Here is a 17,097-nt window from a genome sequence, read left to right as displayed (position 1 = left end):
AAGGGAAGACGGTGGTCACCCATCCATGACCCTCACTGGTCCGCGCGAGGCTTCGCGACCCGGGCCTGTGGATAACCCACGGGCTGCCGCCGTGCCCCAGGTCATGGATGGACCAGTCCGATGAGCGTCTCCCGCCAGCAAGCCGACTGGCTCGCCCCACTCATCGCCGACTGCCGCCCCCACGGCGCACGACGCTGGGACATCCCCGGCATCCACGCCGCCATCGCACGCGTCAACCAACGCCAGCTCGTCGAAGTCATCCGAGCCTTCACCCGAGGCGCCGAAGACCGCACCGCCCACACCCCCAGCGTCGTCGTCACCAACCCCACCTACTGGCGCGAACCAGCACTCGAACAACTCGCCACCCGGGCCCAGTACTGCCGCACCCACAGCACCGCACTCAAAGCCGGCGTCTGCCCCTCCTGCCGCGCCGACCAGATCGGCGCCGACGGACCCGCAACCACCGCCCGCCCCAGCCGCGGCCTACCCCGCGACCAAGTCGCCGCCATCGTCGGCGAACTCCGCGACCACGCCCACCACACCCCGGAGACCCAGTGACCACCGACGAGCCCGACATCCACACGATGATGGCCGAGCTGACCCGGCCACACACCCACACCGAGGAGTACGCCGTCGACCTCGGCGGAACCCGCTGGTCACGACGACACCACACCCGCGTCCCCGCCCTCGTCCACCAGCTGCTCGGCGCCACCCCAGCCCGCACCGGCGCCGAATCCGGCAGCGGCCCCGTCTCCAAGCCCGCAGCACGCATCGAAGCGCTCGACACCCTCATGCTCATCGACGACGAAGCAGGGGAGTGGATCGACCGCCTCGGAGGCGTCATCCCAGCCGACACCATCGACCACCGCACCCAACGCACGGTCGCCGGCTCAGGGACCCTCGCCCGCCTCCTGCGGCTCAACGGCCTCCGCGACACCCACCGCTGCGACCGCCCCCGCGGACACCGCGACGAGAACGGCGCCTGGTGCTGCTCGGCCCACCACATCGAGCACGACGTCCGCCGCTGGTGGCACCAAGCCCGGATCATCACCGGCTGGGACACGCCCGCCTACCGACCCTTCAGTACCTGCCCGGTCTGCGAGCACCGCGGCGGCCTGCGCATCAACCTCGAACTCCAGGCCGGCTTCTGCGTCGAGTGTCGCTCGGTCTGGGACCGCACGCAGATCGGACTACTGGCCGAGCACATCCGCATCGAGAACGCCGAGCAGGAGGCCGACACGCCGGAAGGCGAGTAATGACGCCACCGCTTGACCACACCGGCCCCGTCGGGCACACTGGCGTCGACCAGTTTCGCGACCCCAGAACCCGCACAGGGCTTGGGGTCGCGGTCAGTTGTAGCCGTCGTTGTCGCAGTTCTCCGGCACCCACGCATCGCCCATCGACTTGGCCGGTGTGTCCAGGCAGTCCGCGACCTTGGCCGCATCCTTGACGCAGAGACGGTAGCCGTCGGGGTTCTGGTACCGGTCCAGGTCCATGCCCCGCCCGAGGTACTGCCCCGCGCTCGCGCATAAGTCCTGGGCCCGCTGACGGTCCTTGGCGCTCGGCCCACCATCGCCGCCGCCACCGCAGCTGGCGAGCAGCAGGGCCATGACGACGACAGCGGGCAACCCGAGCTTCTTCACGCCGACCAAGGTAGCCCCGCCGGAGCGAGGTGTCAGGCAAAGATGGCCAAGGCCCAGCACCGCACGCCGGAGTACCGCGCCGCCTACCAGCAGCTTCGACGAGCACAGGCCGCCGGCCAGTGGCTGGTCTGCGTCGAGTCGGAGTGCAAGCGCTCGAGCCGCGACATCTCACCGCTCGATCGAGCCTCGATCAGCCACGACCAGACCGGGACCGTGATCCTCGGCCCATCGCATCTCGGGTGCAACCTCTCGGAGGCGGCGAGCCGCGGCAACCGGATGCGCGCAGCGCGAGTCCGCCGTCTCGTGCTGTGACCCGACGGTCGAGTCCTTCAGGGATTCGAACAGGCCTTCGATTCTTTGGGTAGGGAGGTCGCAGAGACCGCCGCAGTCTCGCTGCACACACACGCGTTTTCCGCCAAGCCCCATCGACGGCCGAAGGTCTGCAGCACGTCGGCCCGCTCCGGGCCACTTTCGACCGATCCGGGGAGGTTCTGAGACTCATGGCAGCCCGACGCCGACGCTGCGCGTTCTGCTCGACCCCGCTGCCGAAGGACGCCCGGCCCAACCGGAAGTACTGCAACGCCGATTGCCGCGCTGGCCGGCCGAAGCCCGAGGCAGCGCCGAAGCCGAAGGCAGCGCCGAAGCCGAAGGCAGCGCCGAAGCCGAAGGCAGCGCCGAAGCCGAAGGCAGCGCCGAAGCCGAAGGCGAAGGTCGCTATGTCGGTTGCCGACGCGGCGAAGAACGGGACCGAGCGAGACCTGCTCGAGGCGATGCGCGACCGAATCGCCGAGGCGATCACCGATCCCGACTGCCCGAAGCGCGAGCTCGCCGCGCTGACCCTCCGCCTGGCGAACATCGTGAAGGAGATCAAGGCGGTCGAGTCGGCCGAGGGCGATGACGCCATCGGTAAGGCCATGGACACGCCAGATGACAACTTCGACCCCAACGCTCTCTGAGGCAGCGCGGTACGTAGTCCTGCCGAAGGACATCGTCTCTACCGGCTGGCCGGCGGTGCGGGATACCTGCCTCCAGGTCGGGATCACCTTCGACCCCTGGCAGGACGGCGCCGGCAAGGCGATCCTCGGTAAGCGGAAGGACCACCTCTACGCGGCCGAGGCGGTCGTCCTGTCGATCCCCCGGCAGGTCGGCAAGACCTACCTGATCGGCGCGATCATCTTCGCGCTGTGCCTGGCGAACCCGGGCACGCTGGTGCTCTGGACGGCTCACCGCTACCCGACCGCGAACGAGACGTTCCAGTCGATGAAGACGATGGTGGAGCAGCCCAAGCTGCGGCCGCACATCGTCTCGGCGACGAACCCGGGCGGCAACGGGGTCATCAAGTTCCGCAACGGCTCCCGGATCCTGTTCGGCGCCCGCGAGCGGGGTTTCGGCCGTGGCTTCCAGAAGGTTGCCGTGATCGTGTTCGACGAGGGGCAGATCCTCACCCAGTCGGCGCTGGACGACATGATCCCGGCGACGAACACACACCCGAACCCGCTGGTGTTCTTCATCGGCACGCCGCCCAAGCCGACCGATCCGTCAGACGTGTTCCTCAACATGCGGCACGAGGCGCTCTCGGGTGAGTCCGGGGACTACCTGTACGTCGAGTTCAGCGCCGACGAGGACGCGGACCCCGCCGATCGGGAGCAGTGGGCGAAGGCGAACCCTTCGTTCCCGCACCGCACGCCGGCCCGAGCCATGTTGCGCATGAAGCGGCTCCTTGGGATGGAGTCGTTCCTGCGCGAGGGCCTGGGGATCTGGGACCGGGTTGGCGGCCTGGGGATCTTCACTGCCGGCGCCTGGTCGCGGTGCTTCATCGGCTACGGCGAGGACGGCGAGACGCCGCTGGAGCCGGTCGGGGAGCCGCTCGCCCTCGGGATCGCGGCCGACCTTGACCAGACGTGGCTGTCGCTCGGCGCCGCCGTCGGCAACGACGGGAAGCACCACCTCGGGTCGGTGCTCAGGTGTCGAGCTGACGTTGACGCCGAGCGGTTCGTCGCTGAGGTCAAGCGCATCCAGGTGGAGCGCGGCGTCCCCGTCGGGATCGACAAGAAGGGTCCGGCGTCGTTCCTGATCCCGGCCCTCGAGGACGCGGGCGTTCAGCTGACGTATCTGGGGCTCGACGACTTCGTCCAGTCCTGCTCCGACCTCCGGACGGCCGTGGAGCAGGGCACGGTCACCCACGGCGACTACGACGACCTCAACACGGCGGTCGACGCCGCCGGCTGGCGCAAGGTCGGAGAGCGGCGGGTGTTCGCCCGGAAGTCCGGCGACATCTCCTCCCTCGAGGGAGTCGCCATCGCCCGCTGGACCGCCGACAACGCACCCGTCTACGACGTGCTCGACTCGATTCTGTGAAGGAGGCAGCGATGCTGACCACCGCGCTCGACCTCCTGGGCGTTGCCTGCCTGGCCGGCTTCGCCTGGTTCGTGTGGCCGCCGGCCGCTCTCCTCGTCGTCGGCGCGGTCGCCCTGCTCGTGTCATGGCGGTCGACGCGGTGAGCCTGTTCTTCCGCGGCCGCACCGAGCAGCGGTCCATGCAGTCCTGGGTTGACGCCGACGGCTTCACGCGTCAGCCGAACGAGACCAGGGCTACGCGCCTCGGCCCCGTCTTCGCGGCGATCCGCCACATCGTCGACTACGGGTCCACACTGCCGTTGGACTCCTACCGCAAGCTGTCCGAGGCCGAGCGCATCCAGATGCCGCTCCCTCGCCTCCTGAGCCGGCTCGAGGAGCCGGGCGGGATCGGCGTCGACCAGTGGATCGGGCAGGCGCTCTACGGGCTCGCGGTGCACGGCAACGCCGTCGGCTGGGTCAGCGATGTCGACGGCTGGGGCTACCCGCTCGCGGTCACCTGGCTGCAGCGCGGGGACTGGGAGTGGAGCGAAGCCGCGCAGCGGTGGTACGTCTTCGGTGCCCCGGTGCCGTTCGCGAACGTCGTGCACATCCCATGGCTGGTGCCGTCGGGGAAGCGGATCGCGATGTCCCCGATCGAGCACTACGCCTCGATCACCTGCGCCGGTCTCTCGGCCCAGGAATACGCGGACATGAAGCGCGGCGGCGGCCTCCCGCCGATGGTGCTCCGCAACAGCGAGCGGCTCCTCGACGCCGCGGCCGCCGAGAAGGTCAGCGACCGACTGACCTCCCGCCTGGCGCTCGGCAAGCCGTTCGTCACCGGCAAGGACTGGGACCTGACGGCCCCCGAGATCCCCCCGAACCACCTGCAGTTCATCGACACGCTGAAGCTGACCGCCACACAGATCGCGGCGATCTACGGGATCGACCCGGTCGAGCTCGGCGGCGCGGCCCCGAACTCGCTGACCTACCAGACCGAGGAGCTGCGGCAGATCCGCCGCGCATCGGACATGCGGCCCTACCTGGTCCGGGTCGAGAACGCCCTCGCCAGGCTCCTGCCCAACCGGCAGTACGTGAAGTTCAACGTCGACGCCACCATGCGCGTCGACATCAAGACCCGCACCGAGATCACGGGCGCCCAGATCGCCGACGGGCGCCTGTCGGTGGACGAGGCCAGGGCGCTCGAGGACCGCCCGCCAGTGGCCGGCGGCGACCGCCACAACGTCCCTGCGCCCAAGCAGGAGCCGAACACACGAAAGGAACAGCCATGACCGACGCCGAGCGTCGTTTCACGTCGGTGCGGGTCGAGGTCCGTGCCGGCTCCGACAAGGCCCTGACCATCGGTGGGTACGCCGCCAAGTTCGAGCGGTTCTCCCAGAACCTCGGCGGCTTCGTCGAGCGCATCGCCCCGAACTTCTTCAACAAGTCCCGCGGCGACAACTGGCCCGGCGTCGTGGCCCGCTACAACCACGACGACAACATGCTGCTCGGCACCACCCAAGCCGGCACCCTGCGGCTCGGGGTCGACGACGTCGGCCTCGACTACCAGGTCGACCTCCCCTCGGCCAGGGGCGACGTGTACGAGCTCGTGCAGCGCGGCGACGTCGCCCAGTCCTCGTTCGCCTTCATGGTGTTCGAGGAGGAGTGGACGACGACCGACCAGGGGTTCCCACTCCGCACGCTGGTCTCCGGCCGGCTCATGGACGTCGCACCGGTCAACACCCCGGCCTACGAGGACACCTCCGTCGCCCTGCGCCACCTCGCCCAGAAGTTCGACGCTGCGCCGGAGGAGGTCCGCTCGCTCGCCCAGCACAACGAGCTGACCAAGTTCTTCAAGCGCACCGACAGGGGCGCTCCGGTGAAGCGTTCGGCCGCCGTCGCCTTGGCCGCGGCGAAGGCCGTCGACCTCAGCCCCCTCAAGGCCAAGCACTGACCACTGCCTACGCGCGGGCAGGACGAACCCACCCGCGTCGGGCAGCAGCACCACCCCAGCGCCGGGGCACGGCGCATCCGGCAGGGCGACCCCACCGGGATGACCAGCACCAACCAACTTCGTCCCGGAAAGGGGATCAGCCATGACCTCCGTGGCAGACCAGCTCATGGAGCGCCGCGCGGCGCTCGTCAAGGACATGCAGAACCTCGCCAGCGGCGCCGTGCAGGAGGGCCGCGACCTCTCGAGCGAGGAGCAGTCCAAGTTCGACGCGATGAACGCCGAGGTGGACGCCCTCGCCACGCGGGCGCAGTCGATCATCGACGGCGAGACCCGCGCGAAAGAGCTCGAGGACTCCTTCCGCAAGGTCACCGGCCGCGAGCCCGAGGAGCGCGGCAACGACGCCGAGTCCGAGTTCGCGAAGTGGGCCCGCGACGAGAGCCGCGGCGCCTACGACATCCCGGCCGTCCGGGGCCTCCTGACCCGGCTCACCGAGAGCCGCCGCGCCGAGGAGAGCCGCGACATGTCCGGCGCCGGCGGCCTGGGCAAGGCCGGCGTCTACGGCCAGCTGTGGGAGTACGCCCTGGCGGCCTCCGAGCTGCTGCAGGCCGGCGTGACGCTGTTCGACACCTCGGATGGCAACACCATCCCGATGCCGAAGGCGACCGCGCACGCCGACGTCGACGGCGCCGTCCTGAACCCGAACGACCCGGTCGTCGAGTCCGACTCCACCATCACCACGGTGGACCTCTCGGTCAGCAAGTACGGCTTCATCACCAACGTGCCGAACGAGCTGATCCAGGACGCCACGTTCGACCTCGAGGGCTACCTGGCCCGGAACGCCGGACGCCGCCTGGGCAACAAGGTCGCCGCCATCGCGGCCGCCGCTGCTGCCTCCGGGTTCACCACCGCCGGTGTGACCAGCCCGGCCGGTGTCCTGACCAACCTCGGTTCGCAGGACACCGCTGGCCAGGGCTCCGACCTGCTGATCGACCTGTTCCACTCGGTGCTCCCGGCCTACCGGACCGGCGCCATGTTCGGCATGAACGACCAGGCCGCGGCCGTGGTCCGCAAGCTGAAGACCTCGACCGGCGAGCCTGTGTGGCAGCCGGCCCTGGTCGCCGGCGACCCGGACATGGTTCTCGGCAAGCCGGTGAAGATCGTCCCCGAGTTCGACGGGTTCGCCGCCTCGAAGAAGCCCATCTTCTTCGGTGACTGGTCGGCGCTGTACGTCCGCATCGCGGGCGGCCTGCGCTTCGAGCGGTCCACCGACGCGGGCTTCGAGAACGACCAGACCAAGTTCCGCGGCATCGTCCGCACGGGCTCGGTCGCGATCGACCCCAACGCGGTCAAGCACCTCGCCACCCCGGCGGCGTGACCTGAGGTGACGGCCGCCCAGGGCTAGACCTTGGGCGGCCGTCCCCCGCCGACCACTGAGCGTCGAAGGAGAGAGCACATGAAGGTCCGCATCAAGGTCGCCCAGACGGGGCTCTACAACGGCGCCCCCTGGCCGGCAGTCGGCAAGACCATCGATCTGCCTGACCACGTCGCCAAGGGCATGATCTCCGCCGGCCACGTCGAGCAGGCGTCCGGCGGCAGCAAGGACGCCCCGAAGGTCGAGACCCGGCCGGCCCCAGGCGGGAACGTCGAGACCCGCGAGAAGACCGCCAAGAAGGCCACCCCGGCCAAGAAGGGCTGATCGCCAAGGACGCGCTGCCGTCCGTCGTCCTCGTCGACGGGCGGCAGCGCCAACCAACTTCGAAGGAAGGACCGGGCCATGGCTGTCGACGCCACCCAGTTGCGCGCCGAGCTCAACAACGTCCCGGCCGCGACGGTCAGCGATACGGTCCTCAGCAACTGCGTGAGCGTCGCCAATGAGCTGCTCAAGCAGTACGCCGGCGCCACCTACCTGACCGACCTGCCGACCGTGATTGCCGAGAAGGCTTGGCTCGCGGTCGCGGTCGAGCTGTTCAACCAGCGCCGTGCCCCGAACGGTGTGCTCACCCAGCAGTTCAGCACCCCTGACGGCGGCGCCTCTGTGCCGGTGCGGATCGGCGCCGACCCTCTGCGCCCCGCTTACGGCCTGCTGAGCCGCTGGATCACCGACATGGGGTTCGCGTGAGCGCCCTGGTCGCCAAGCGCACCGAGCTCAAGGACGCGCTGACCGCTGCCGGCTACTTCGCCTTCAGCACCGTCCCCGAGATCGCTCAGCCGCCGATGGTCTACGTGGCCCCGGCCGAGCCCTACATCTCGCTGGAGGGGGCGGCGTTCGGCGGGGTGATCGTGCACCACCAGATCGTGGTGGTCGCGGGCCCAGGCGTGAACGAGCAGCGCGCCGACGAGCTAGACGGCCTGGTCGAGGGCGTCCTGTTCGTCATCGCTGATCTGGTCGGCCTCTTCGAGGTCGGCCGGCCCGGCTCCATCGAGCTCAGTGGCCAGGCCTACATCGCCGTGGCCATCACCACCCAGACCGAGATCCAGCTGGAGGCATCATGACCGACACGACCGAGCGGGCCGAGAAGAAGCCCGCGCCGCGGACGCCGAAGGCCCGCCGGGTCGGGTCGCTGTGGGAGCTGAAGGTCAGCACCGACGCGCCTGTCGTGTTCGAGGTGTCCGGCCCGACCGGAACCCGCCGCGTCTCCGCCCGCCCAGTCGGGGCGGACCAGGTCGCCGTGTTCGTCCTGGACGCACCGGGCGACTTCACCGCCGTCGCGCACGTCGACGGCGCCGACAACGTGGGCGGCTTCGCCGTCACCGCCAAGTAGCACACCCACCTCAAGAAAGGCGCACGCCATGGCTGCCCTCGGAACCCGCTCCCTCACGCTCAAGCTCGCCGCGACGGACGTGACCGTCCAGGTGTCCAACTGCCGGATCACCTCCGGCGCGGGGGACTCCGACTTCACCAGCTTCGCCGACGCCGCCGCTGGCGGCTCCCGGGTCTACAAGCTGACCGGCACGGCCAGCCAGAACATGGAGACCGGCTCGATCTGGGACTACATCTGGAACCACGCCGGGGAGACGGTCGCGGCCATCATCGCCCCGAACGGCGGCGCGGCGGCGTCGGTGACCCAGCCGACGTTCACGGGCAACGTGATCATCACCGAGCCCGACGGCGACCTGCTCGGCGGCGAGGCCAACGCCTCGGCCACCGCGAAGTTCACGGTCGACTTCGAGTGGGAGTTCACCGCGAAGCCGACCATGGACACCGGCGTCTGATCGGTCGTCTGAGCCATGCCATCGGGCGGCGTCCGGGTCACGGGCCTCTCGGCCGTGGTCCGGGCGCTGCTCGAGATCGGTCTGGAGGTCAACGACCTCAAGGACGCCTTCTCCACCATCGCCGCCGAGGGCGCCCGCCTCGCGTCCAGTTACGCCCCGCACCGCTCGGGCACTCTCGCCGGCGATGTGCGAGGCAACAGAGCCCGGTCGTCGGCCCACGTGGCCGCCGGCCGGGCCTCGGTGCCCTACGCCGGCCCCATCAACTACGGGTGGGCCAAGCACCACATCGCCGCCAACGGGTTCATGCAGCGCGCCGACAAGGCGTGGCAGCCGTTCGCCCTGAAGCGGCTCGAACAGGAAATCAACGCACAGATCACGAGACGAGGACTCAGATGATCGAGAAGAGCACCATGGGCACCAGCGAAGTTCTGGAGTCGCTCACCGGCTACGACGAGCAGGAGATCGAGGCGCGCTTCGGCGCCATGCCCGACGTGCTGCTCACCACGAAGCCGTCCACCGGCCTGCGGGCCCTGGCCATGGTCGTGGTCGGCCGTGACCTCGATGCCCAGGAGATCAAGGACGCGAAGGGCAAGGCCTACCGGCACGTCATGGGGCTCACCCTCGCCCAGGTCAGCGACTTCTTCCCCGACGACGTTGAAGAGGTCGATCCGGACGAGCCGGAGACTCCGGCGGGGGAAGGCGACTCCTCCGCCGACTGAGGGCGGAGGACATGGGGTCCTGGTGCTATCTGACGCGCCAGCCCCCCGAGGTGTACATGGCGCTGTCTCGCCTCGAGCGGGATGCGTTCGTTCGGATGACCGAGAAGCTACGCGAGAAGGGCTGGTGAGCTGACATGGCCGGGCCCATCCGCATCGCGATCTTGGCCAACGGCCGGCAGGCCCGCGCCGAAGCCGCGCTCACCGCGCGCGCCTACGGCACCATGGGCAAGGGCGTCAGCCGGGCCAGCAAGGCTCTCGCCGGCGTCTTCGCGATCGGGGCCCTGGTCAAGGCTGGCGCGGCGGTCACGAAGACCGGCGGGGCCTACGTCACCACGCTGAACAAGATCCAGGCGCTCACCGGCTCGAGTAGTGCCGAGATGAAGCGCGCGGCAAGCACCCTCGAGAACAACGCCCAGCTCTACGCGAAGATGGGCCAGACGACCGGTGACGCTGCGTCCGGGGTCGTCGAGCTCGCGAAGTCCGGCCTGACCCTGAACAAGTCGCTGAAGGCCATCAACGCGACGATGATCCTCGCCAAGGCCGGCGAGCTCTCGGTGGCCGACGCCTCGACGTTCGTCTCGAACACCCTGAACACGTTCTCGCTGAAGGCCAGCCAGGCCGGGCACATCGCCAACAGCCTCGCGAACGCAGCGAACATCTCCTCGGCCGACGTCTCCGACCTGGCCGAGTCGTTCAAGTACGCCGCCCCGCTGGCTGCCCGGGCCGGCGTGGGCATGGACCAGCTCAACGCCCTGCTCGCCGAGCTCGCCAACCAGGGCATCAAGGGGTCCCAGGCGGGCACCGGCCTGCGGCAGATGTTCATCCGGCTGCAGGCGCCCACCACAGCCGCGAACATCACGCTGCAGCAGATGGGCGTCCACATCTTCGACGCCACCGGCAAGATGCGACCGTTCCGCGCGATCATCGGCGACCTCGCCCAGGGCATCGACAAGCTCAAGGGGCAGGACAAGGCCTACGCGCTGAAGAACCTGTTCGGCGTCAACGCCTCGACCGCTGCGTCGGTGATCCTGAAGGACGGCGTCAAGACCCTCGACGACTACACCCAGGGCGTCAAGAAGGCCGGGGCCGCGCAGAAGCTCGCGAACGCCCAGTCCAAGGGCTTCCTCGGCACCCTGCAGAGCCTCAAGGCGACCGGGGTCTCGGCCATCCAGTCGCTGTACCGGCAGTTCTCGCCGAAGCTGAACAAGCCGCTCTCGGAGGCTGCGGACTGGCTGGCGAAGAACCAGGACAACATGATCGCAGCTGGCGAGGCCGCGACGTCGAAGCTGGTGCCGGCGCTGAAGATTCTGGCCTCGATCGCCGGTTCGGCCGCAACTGCGCTGAAGGACACCGCGGTGCCGCTGGCCGAGGACCTCCTGCCAGCCGTGAAGACGCTGGCGGACCTCGCCATGTCCGCAGCGACGGCGGTCGACGCGCTGCCGCAGCCGATCAAGACCATCGGGGTCCAGGCCGCCATCGCGGCGCTGATCTTGCCCAGGCTCACCGGCGCGTTCACCTCGGCCACCGGTGCCGTGACCCTGAACATCGCGCGGATCCAGCAGTGGCGGGCCGAGATGACCTACGCCGAGACCCGGGCGCAGAACACCACGGCCCTCATGGGCCGCCTGGGGGCTGCCGCGCGCACCGCGGCCGGCGTCGGTGGCATGGTGGCTCTCATCCAGGGGGCCCACGCCAGCAACAAGGCCGTGGGGGCGCTGGAGACGACGCTGGGGGGCGCCGCGACCGGGTTCGCCGTGGGCGGTGTCGTCGGGGCTGGCCTCGGCGGCCTGGCCGGCCTGTTCGTCTCCATCGCTCGGAACAGCCGCAGCGCCGGGGACAAGGCCCGTGAGAGCTACGCGAAGATCGCGGCCATCAAGCCGATCGAGCAGGCCAAGAGCGGCCTGCAGTCGCTGAAGGACACCCTCGACCAGGTCACCGGGGCCTACACGGGGGCGACCCGGGCCGCGGTGCTGCAGAAGCTCCAGCAGTCCGGCCTGATCACCACCGCGGCGAAGTACGGGATCTCGTCGCGGCAGGTCGTGAACGCCGCACTCGGGCAGAAGAGCGCGATGGGGCAGCTCGGCGCCGTGGTCGGCGACTACAAGCGCAAGATCGCCGACCTGGACGCACAGCAGCGCGCGATCGCGACGAACCCGAACAACTTCGACCCCGCCGGCGGGCTCACCAAGTCGGCCACCGAGGCCGAGACGGCTCTGGAGAAGCAGAAGAAGGCGCTGCAGACCAACATTGCCGAGCTCAAGCAGATGCCCGGCGTGCTGCGGGGTCAGGCCCGCGAGGTGCGCGCCACGGCCGCGGCGACCGCCGACTACACGGGCAAGCTCAAGGCGATCCCGAAGAACGTGCGCGCCAAGATCGAGGCCGTGGGCATCATCCCCACCACGCGGGGTGTCGCGAAGATCGCCCAGCAGTACAACCTGCTCAGCAAGAAGAAGGTCCGGACCCTCATCCAGGCCTCGGGCGCCGACACCACGGTGAAGGCCGTCCAGCGCGTCACCCGGGCGGCCGACAATGCCCGGCGCTCTGCGGCCAGCAAGCTCGACATGGGGCCCTTCCTCAACAGCCTGAACGCCGGCATCACGAAGGGGTTGCACCAGGCGTCGTCCGGTAGCCAGGGGGTGCGGAAGAACCTCGAGAGCGGCCCCAAGAACGCCCGCGCGGACCTGAGCGGGTTCTCTGGCAGCCTGCAGTCTTCGGCCGCGCGCGCCGCGGGCGTCGCCCACAGCGGCGGTACCCAGATCGGTGGGGCGATGAAGGCCGGCGTCATCGCCGGGTTCTCCGGCACGGCTGCCCAGCTGGCCGCCCAGGCCGCCGCGGCGGTGGCTGGCGCGATCGGCGCGGCGAAGAAGGCCGGCGCCATCCGCTCGCCCTCGCGGAAGATGCGCGAGGTCGGTCAGTACCTCGGCGACGGTCTGGCCGACGGGCTCGCGCGGCGCAAGGGCAAGGCCAAGAACGCCGGTCAGCGGCTGGTGCACGAGGTGCTCAAGGGCGTCGACAAGGGCCTCTCGGGCGTGAAGTCGGCCCTGGACAAGATCGACCACCTGATCACGTCCCGGCTCGACGGGAAGAAGCAGGCCGGCCGCCGCAAGGCGCTGCTGCGCAGCCTGAAGGACGAGAAGGCGGCCCTGCTGGCCAACGGGCGGGCCCAGGACCACAACAGCAAGCTGCTCGACAAGGCCGTCGAGAAGTACAAGCAGCTCAAGCACGCCGCCGACGACTTCGCCAAGTCGATCCGCACGGGCTACCGGGACTACGGCAGCGTTGTGGGCCTCGGGACGGTCGGCGGGGGCACCGCGGTCACGCTGCCCGCCCTGCTCTCGCAGCTCGCGGCCCGGGCCAGTGTCGCCCAGCAGTTCTCGGCTGTGATCGAGAAGCTCAAGGGCAAGCTGAACAAGACGAGCCTGCGGCAGATCCTGAACACGGCGGCGTCCGGCGACCTCGAGGGTGCGCTGGCCACGGCCCAGGCGATCGCCTCAGGCGGGTCCAGCGCGGTCAAGCAGATCAACCAGCTGACCTCGAAGATCAGCAAGGCCGGCGGGAAGCTCGGCAGCGACATGCGCACCCAGTTCTACGGCGCCGGGCTGCGGGGCGCTGAGGGCGTCGTGAAGGGGCTGGAGAAGCGCCGGCACAAGCTCGACCAGATCGCCGACCGCCTGGCCGGGCGCCTGGTCAACCAGGTTCGCCGTGAACTGCACATCTCGGTGCAGAAGATCAGCCCCGCCCAGACGCACGCCGGCAACCGGTACTCCACGATCGGCCACGCTCCGGCAGCGAAGCAGGGTGACACCCACATCCACCTCGAGGTGAAGGTGCCCGTGGGCGCACGGGGCCCGGAGGTCGGCCGGGAGATCGCCCACTACCTCGACGACTACTTCAAGGCCGGCGGCCGGACCAAGGTTCGGTGGTCGAAGTGAGCGTGCGCGTCGACCAGCTGCTGCGCCTCGAGGTCGAGCGCGACCCCGACCCGGGCGAGCTGCTCAACCTGGTGCCCAACCCCTCGGGCGAGCTCGGCGCGTGGGGGTGGGTCACCCCGGTCGCCGGTTCACTGCTGCGCTCGGTGTCGGGCATGGGCCTGACGTACACCTCCCCGGGCGGGGCGGACAGCTACTTCTACACCGAGCCGATGCCGGTCGCCGCAGGCGGCTACGTCGCCGCGTCGTGGCAGGCGCCCTCGGTCGACGGCAAGTACACCGCGCAGATCGAGTGGCTCGACGTCTCCAAGACGCTCACTGGCTCGACGGCGCCGACCGCGCAGCTGCAGGGGTCGCTGACGTACCGGCAGATCGGGTCCACCGCGGTGCCGGCTGGCGCGGCGTACTGCCGGCTGCGCTTCGACCACTACGCCGCCGACGGCGGGCAGCCGATCGCCTCGACGTGGATGGCCGTTCTCGACGTGACGGTGACAGAGGCCGCCGCCTCCGACGGCCTGGTGTGGCAGCGCACCAACCTGATGCCGACCCCCACCGGGGCGCAGGGTGTCGGGGGCTGGAGCGCCCACGGCGGCGCCTCGGTGGGCACCTCGTCGTACCACCAGCTCGACGGCGAGGCCTCGCTGACGATCACCAAGACCGGCGACACGACCGGCCCCGCGCGGCTCGCCTCGGAGCTGATGCCGGTCACGGGTGGCCGGGACTACCTCCTCGCGGCGCGCAGCCGTCCGGGCGGGCACAGGCGCGACGTCACCCTCTCGGCGCGCTGGCTGAAGGCCAACGGCGACGAGATCGCCACGGTGGCGCTGCGGACCGTGACGGAGACGCCGGACGACTGGACGGCGCAGATCACCGCGCTGGCGACCGCACCCACCAACGCCACCCACGTGCGGCTGCGGGTGGAGTACGGCAACCTCGCGCCGGGAGAGGTGCACTACGTCAACCAGGTCCAGGTGGAGCCGTTCCGCGGGTTCGGCTTCACGTCGTTCTTCGACGGCGCCAGCACCCCGACCGCCGGGGAGACCTACGCGTGGGCGGGCACCCCATACGCCTCCGCCTCGATCGCGACCTCCGCGACCGGCGACGTCGGCACGCTGGTGCCGGTGCCGTACCAGAACATCCTCGGCCCGTCGGCGAACATCACCGTGGACCGCGAGGACCTCAACGTCGGCTCGATGAGCGTGCAGCTGTTCGACGCGATCCTCGACCCCACCCAGAACGACCTGATCCGGCAGGGCCGGCGCATCCGCCTGGTCACCGTCGACGGGGACGTGCTCTTCGCGGGGAAGGTGCTCACCGGGGCGGTGACCTACCACCTGCTCCAGGCCAACGAGCAGAAGCGGGCCGAGGTCAACCTGACCGCCGTCGACCCGATCAACACCCTGGCGGGCACGCCGCGCCTCGAGGGCGTCGCGACGATCGCCGAGCTGCCGTACCTGCTCGAGGGCGCGGGCGTGCCGTGGTCGTGCAACGGGTCCGGCGACCAGGTGGCGGCCGCGACGGTGGTGGCCTACAACGGGAACGCCTCGGTGCTCGACCAGGTGGCCGTCACCCGCGACACGGTGCTCGGCTTCGCGTGGGTGGACCGCAACGGCGTGCTGCAGGCATGGGACCGCGACCAGATCGACTCGACGGTGGCAGCGACGCTGGACGAGACGTCGTACAACACCGACCTCGACATCGCCTTCGACCTGGACAAGGTCATCAACTCCGTCACCGTCCGGGTGCTACGGGTGATCGCTACCAGCGGCTCGACCGAGGAGCTCGTGTTCGGGCCCTACGTCGACCAGGCGTCCTACCAGCAGTACGGCGAGCACGCCGCGGAGTACACGGTGCAGGGCTTCGACCCGGCCGACGCGGCGGGGATCCAGGCCTACGCCCAGCAGATCCTCGACGTCAACGCCACCCCGGCGCTGCGGGTGAACTCGATGGTGCTGCCGATCCGGGGCACCGACGACCTGGCGAAGGCGAAGCTGGACCTCTACGACCTGGTCGCGGTCTCGAACGACCGGGCCGGCCTGGCTGACGACTCGCGGATCACCACGATCACCCACACGATCACGCCGGGGAAGTGGCTGGTCACGCTCGGCTTCACCGTGGACGGCGCGGTCGCCTCGGCCAACGCGGTGCCGGCCCCGCCGCCGGGCGTGGGCGGGGTCAAGGACGACATCGACGGCACCCTCGACGGCGTCCAGGGCAACCTCGACCAGCTCAACAACGTCACGCTGCCGCAGGTGCAGTCCGACCTGTCGCAGGCCAAGACGGACATCTCGGGGCTGCAGGGGAAGTTCCCGATCACCTCGACGAGCATCAGCGACGGGGCGATCACCACGCCGAAGCTGGCCGCGAACTCGATCACGGGCGACAAGATCGTCGGCAACACCATCACGGGCAGCAAGATCGTGGGTCTGTCGATCACGGGCGACAAGATCGCGGGCAACTCGATCAGCGGCGACAAGATCGTCGGCAACAGCATCACGGCCGACAAGCTCGACGCCAACGCCATCAACGGCAAGACCATCACCGGCTCGACCCTTCAGACCGCGGCCTCCGGACAGCGCGTCACAGTCTCGACCTCTGGGGACATCAAGCTATACACCGGAGACGCCAGCGAGGTGTCGCCAGGCGGCCTGTACTCGCTGGTCACGGGCGGATGGCTGCAGACACGGCTGTTCTCTCCGCAGAGCTCGACTGGTGCGGCCTCATCGATCTGGCTGAACGGTGACCTGTCCACCAACGGCGATATCGAACTCCTCCCACGTGGAGGTAACGGCAACACCCTCAACTACGGCCAGATGCACTCCACCCAGGGCCTGTTCGACGACTCCGAAAACGGAGGCGGCAACGGCCGGGCGGCCAACTTCAACAACCTCGGCCGTCTCGTCCCCGCTTCTAGTTCGACACTCGAGGTGAAGGACAACGTCACCGCGCTGCCCGACGATGACGACCTGGCCCGCAAGTACCTGGAGCTGCAGGGCTACACGTTCACGATGAAGGGCGAGGCTGACGACCCGGCCAAGCGCACCTACGCCGGGTTCATCGTCGACTACGTCGAGGCCATGGGCGCGGAGATGGAGCCCTGGCTGCTGCGCGACCAGGACCACGTCGCCGGCGGGATCTCCTACGACCGCGTCCCAGCCCTTCAGCAGGTCATCCTGCGCTACCACGAGCGCCGCGCCGACGCCCTCCAGGCCGAGGTCGACGACCTGCGCACCCAGCTCGAGGCCCTCGCCCAGCGAGTCACCGCCCTCGAGCAGCCGGCTTCCTGACCGCCTTCCCGTCTCGACC

19 protein-coding genes are annotated in these 17,097 nt (G+C 69.7%); 18 read left to right on the top strand and 1 reads right to left on the bottom strand.

Annotation, left to right across the window (positions count from 1 at the left end; translation table 11 throughout):
- The first annotated feature begins 120 nt into the window (after nucleotides 1-120).
- Both BJZ21_RS20225 and BJZ21_RS20220 read left to right on the top strand, forming a co-directional pair.
- Nucleotides 121-558: a hypothetical protein gene (locus tag BJZ21_RS20225; protein WP_179665404.1), complete on the top strand. Its 438-nt coding sequence runs from the start codon at nucleotides 121-123 to the stop codon at nucleotides 556-558.
- The gene (locus BJZ21_RS20220; protein WP_179665403.1) at nucleotides 555-1,256 is read left to right on the top strand and encodes a hypothetical protein; all 702 of its coding nucleotides are present in this window, start codon (nucleotides 555-557) and stop codon (nucleotides 1,254-1,256) included. Before BJZ21_RS20225 ends, BJZ21_RS20220 begins: the two co-directional genes overlap by 4 nt.
- 93 nt (nucleotides 1,257-1,349) lie before the next feature.
- On the opposite strand, the gene BJZ21_RS20215 is transcribed toward BJZ21_RS20220, so the two are convergent.
- Nucleotides 1,350-1,643, bottom strand: coding sequence for a hypothetical protein (locus tag BJZ21_RS20215; RefSeq protein WP_179665402.1), 294 nt, complete (start codon nucleotides 1,641-1,643; stop codon nucleotides 1,350-1,352).
- Nucleotides 1,644-1,685: 42 nt separating this feature from the next.
- Here BJZ21_RS20215 and BJZ21_RS20210 point away from each other — a divergent pair, with 42 nt between their 5' ends.
- The 16 genes from BJZ21_RS20210 (at nucleotide 1,686) to BJZ21_RS20140 (ending at nucleotide 17,078) form a co-directional block, all read left to right on the top strand.
- A complete protein-coding gene (locus tag BJZ21_RS20210) occupies nucleotides 1,686-1,955 on the top strand; it encodes a hypothetical protein (protein WP_179665401.1) in 270 nt (89 codons plus the stop codon).
- Between the two features lie 188 nt (nucleotides 1,956-2,143).
- Nucleotides 2,144-2,599: a hypothetical protein gene (locus tag BJZ21_RS20205; protein ID WP_179665400.1), complete on the top strand. Its 456-nt coding sequence runs from the start codon at nucleotides 2,144-2,146 to the stop codon at nucleotides 2,597-2,599.
- Between the two features lie 55 nt (nucleotides 2,600-2,654).
- A complete protein-coding gene (locus BJZ21_RS20200) occupies nucleotides 2,655-4,001 on the top strand; it encodes a terminase large subunit domain-containing protein (RefSeq protein WP_179665399.1) in 1,347 nt (448 codons plus the stop codon).
- A gap of 11 nt (nucleotides 4,002-4,012) precedes the next feature.
- On the top strand, nucleotides 4,013-4,144 hold the full coding sequence (locus BJZ21_RS21600; RefSeq protein WP_281380854.1) for a hypothetical protein: 132 nt from the start codon (nucleotides 4,013-4,015) through the stop codon (nucleotides 4,142-4,144).
- The gene (locus tag BJZ21_RS20195; RefSeq protein WP_179665398.1) at nucleotides 4,126-5,268 is read left to right on the top strand and encodes a phage portal protein; all 1,143 of its coding nucleotides are present in this window, start codon (nucleotides 4,126-4,128) and stop codon (nucleotides 5,266-5,268) included. The genes BJZ21_RS21600 and BJZ21_RS20195 overlap by 19 nt, the downstream gene beginning before the upstream one ends.
- The gene (locus BJZ21_RS20190; RefSeq protein ID WP_179665397.1) at nucleotides 5,265-5,930 is read left to right on the top strand and encodes an HK97 family phage prohead protease; all 666 of its coding nucleotides are present in this window, start codon (nucleotides 5,265-5,267) and stop codon (nucleotides 5,928-5,930) included. Before BJZ21_RS20195 ends, BJZ21_RS20190 begins: the two co-directional genes overlap by 4 nt.
- A 142-nt stretch (nucleotides 5,931-6,072) precedes the next feature.
- A complete protein-coding gene (locus BJZ21_RS20185) occupies nucleotides 6,073-7,305 on the top strand; it encodes a phage major capsid protein (RefSeq protein ID WP_179665396.1) in 1,233 nt (410 codons plus the stop codon).
- Nucleotides 7,306-7,383: 78 nt separating this feature from the next.
- Nucleotides 7,384-7,626, top strand: a complete 243-nt coding sequence (locus tag BJZ21_RS20180) for a hypothetical protein (protein WP_179665395.1) — start codon at nucleotides 7,384-7,386, stop codon at nucleotides 7,624-7,626.
- A gap of 78 nt (nucleotides 7,627-7,704) precedes the next feature.
- Nucleotides 7,705-8,049 carry a hypothetical protein gene (locus BJZ21_RS20175; protein WP_179665394.1) on the top strand — a complete coding sequence of 115 codons (345 nt, stop codon included), beginning with the start codon at nucleotides 7,705-7,707 and terminating at the stop codon, nucleotides 8,047-8,049.
- Nucleotides 8,046-8,423, top strand: coding sequence for a hypothetical protein (locus tag BJZ21_RS20170; RefSeq protein ID WP_179665393.1), 378 nt, complete (start codon nucleotides 8,046-8,048; stop codon nucleotides 8,421-8,423). The genes BJZ21_RS20175 and BJZ21_RS20170 overlap by 4 nt, the downstream gene beginning before the upstream one ends.
- On the top strand, nucleotides 8,420-8,692 hold the full coding sequence (locus BJZ21_RS20165) for a hypothetical protein (RefSeq protein ID WP_179665392.1): 273 nt from the start codon (nucleotides 8,420-8,422) through the stop codon (nucleotides 8,690-8,692). The genes BJZ21_RS20170 and BJZ21_RS20165 overlap by 4 nt, the downstream gene beginning before the upstream one ends.
- Before the next feature lie 28 nt (nucleotides 8,693-8,720).
- Nucleotides 8,721-9,143, top strand: coding sequence for a hypothetical protein (locus BJZ21_RS20160; RefSeq protein ID WP_179665391.1), 423 nt, complete (start codon nucleotides 8,721-8,723; stop codon nucleotides 9,141-9,143).
- Nucleotides 9,144-9,197: 54 nt separating this feature from the next.
- Nucleotides 9,198-9,539, top strand: coding sequence for a hypothetical protein (locus tag BJZ21_RS20155; protein ID WP_179665390.1), 342 nt, complete (start codon nucleotides 9,198-9,200; stop codon nucleotides 9,537-9,539).
- A complete protein-coding gene (locus BJZ21_RS20150; RefSeq protein ID WP_179665389.1) occupies nucleotides 9,536-9,862 on the top strand; it encodes a hypothetical protein in 327 nt (108 codons plus the stop codon). The genes BJZ21_RS20155 and BJZ21_RS20150 overlap by 4 nt, the downstream gene beginning before the upstream one ends.
- A gap of 134 nt (nucleotides 9,863-9,996) precedes the next feature.
- The gene (locus BJZ21_RS20145) at nucleotides 9,997-13,794 is read left to right on the top strand and encodes a phage tail tape measure protein (protein WP_179665388.1); all 3,798 of its coding nucleotides are present in this window, start codon (nucleotides 9,997-9,999) and stop codon (nucleotides 13,792-13,794) included.
- Nucleotides 13,791-17,078 carry a tail fiber domain-containing protein gene (locus BJZ21_RS20140; protein ID WP_179665387.1) on the top strand — a complete coding sequence of 1,096 codons (3,288 nt, stop codon included), beginning with the start codon at nucleotides 13,791-13,793 and terminating at the stop codon, nucleotides 17,076-17,078. Before BJZ21_RS20145 ends, BJZ21_RS20140 begins: the two co-directional genes overlap by 4 nt.
- Nucleotides 17,079-17,097: the final 19 nt, after the last annotated feature.

The organism is Nocardioides panaciterrulae, from assembly GCF_013409645.1.
Classification (GTDB): Bacteria; Actinomycetota; Actinomycetes; order Propionibacteriales; family Nocardioidaceae; genus Nocardioides; species Nocardioides panaciterrulae.
Note: the sequence above shows the minus strand (reverse complement) of the source record. Positions and strands in the feature narration are given on the sequence as shown.

What these genes read in the sequence shown, in the direction of transcription:
- BJZ21_RS20225 (WP_179665404.1), top strand. Translation starts at nt 121, where the DNA reads ATGAGCGTCTCCCGCCAGCAAGCCGACTGGCTCGCCCCACTCATCGCC.
- BJZ21_RS20210 (WP_179665401.1), top strand. Translation starts at nt 1,686, where the DNA reads ATGGCCAAGGCCCAGCACCGCACGCCGGAGTACCGCGCCGCCTACCAG.
- BJZ21_RS20205 (WP_179665400.1), top strand. Translation starts at nt 2,144, where the DNA reads ATGGCAGCCCGACGCCGACGCTGCGCGTTCTGCTCGACCCCGCTGCCG.
- BJZ21_RS21600 (WP_281380854.1), top strand. Translation starts at nt 4,013, where the DNA reads ATGCTGACCACCGCGCTCGACCTCCTGGGCGTTGCCTGCCTGGCCGGC.
- BJZ21_RS20195 (WP_179665398.1), top strand. Translation starts at nt 4,126, where the DNA reads ATGGCGGTCGACGCGGTGAGCCTGTTCTTCCGCGGCCGCACCGAGCAG.
- BJZ21_RS20190 (WP_179665397.1), top strand. Translation starts at nt 5,265, where the DNA reads ATGACCGACGCCGAGCGTCGTTTCACGTCGGTGCGGGTCGAGGTCCGT.
- BJZ21_RS20185 (WP_179665396.1), top strand. Translation starts at nt 6,073, where the DNA reads ATGACCTCCGTGGCAGACCAGCTCATGGAGCGCCGCGCGGCGCTCGTC.
- BJZ21_RS20180 (WP_179665395.1), top strand. Translation starts at nt 7,384, where the DNA reads ATGAAGGTCCGCATCAAGGTCGCCCAGACGGGGCTCTACAACGGCGCC.
- BJZ21_RS20175 (WP_179665394.1), top strand. Translation starts at nt 7,705, where the DNA reads ATGGCTGTCGACGCCACCCAGTTGCGCGCCGAGCTCAACAACGTCCCG.
- BJZ21_RS20165 (WP_179665392.1), top strand. Translation starts at nt 8,420, where the DNA reads ATGACCGACACGACCGAGCGGGCCGAGAAGAAGCCCGCGCCGCGGACG.
- BJZ21_RS20160 (WP_179665391.1), top strand. Translation starts at nt 8,721, where the DNA reads ATGGCTGCCCTCGGAACCCGCTCCCTCACGCTCAAGCTCGCCGCGACG.
- BJZ21_RS20150 (WP_179665389.1), top strand. Translation starts at nt 9,536, where the DNA reads ATGATCGAGAAGAGCACCATGGGCACCAGCGAAGTTCTGGAGTCGCTC.
- BJZ21_RS20145 (WP_179665388.1), top strand. Translation starts at nt 9,997, where the DNA reads ATGGCCGGGCCCATCCGCATCGCGATCTTGGCCAACGGCCGGCAGGCC.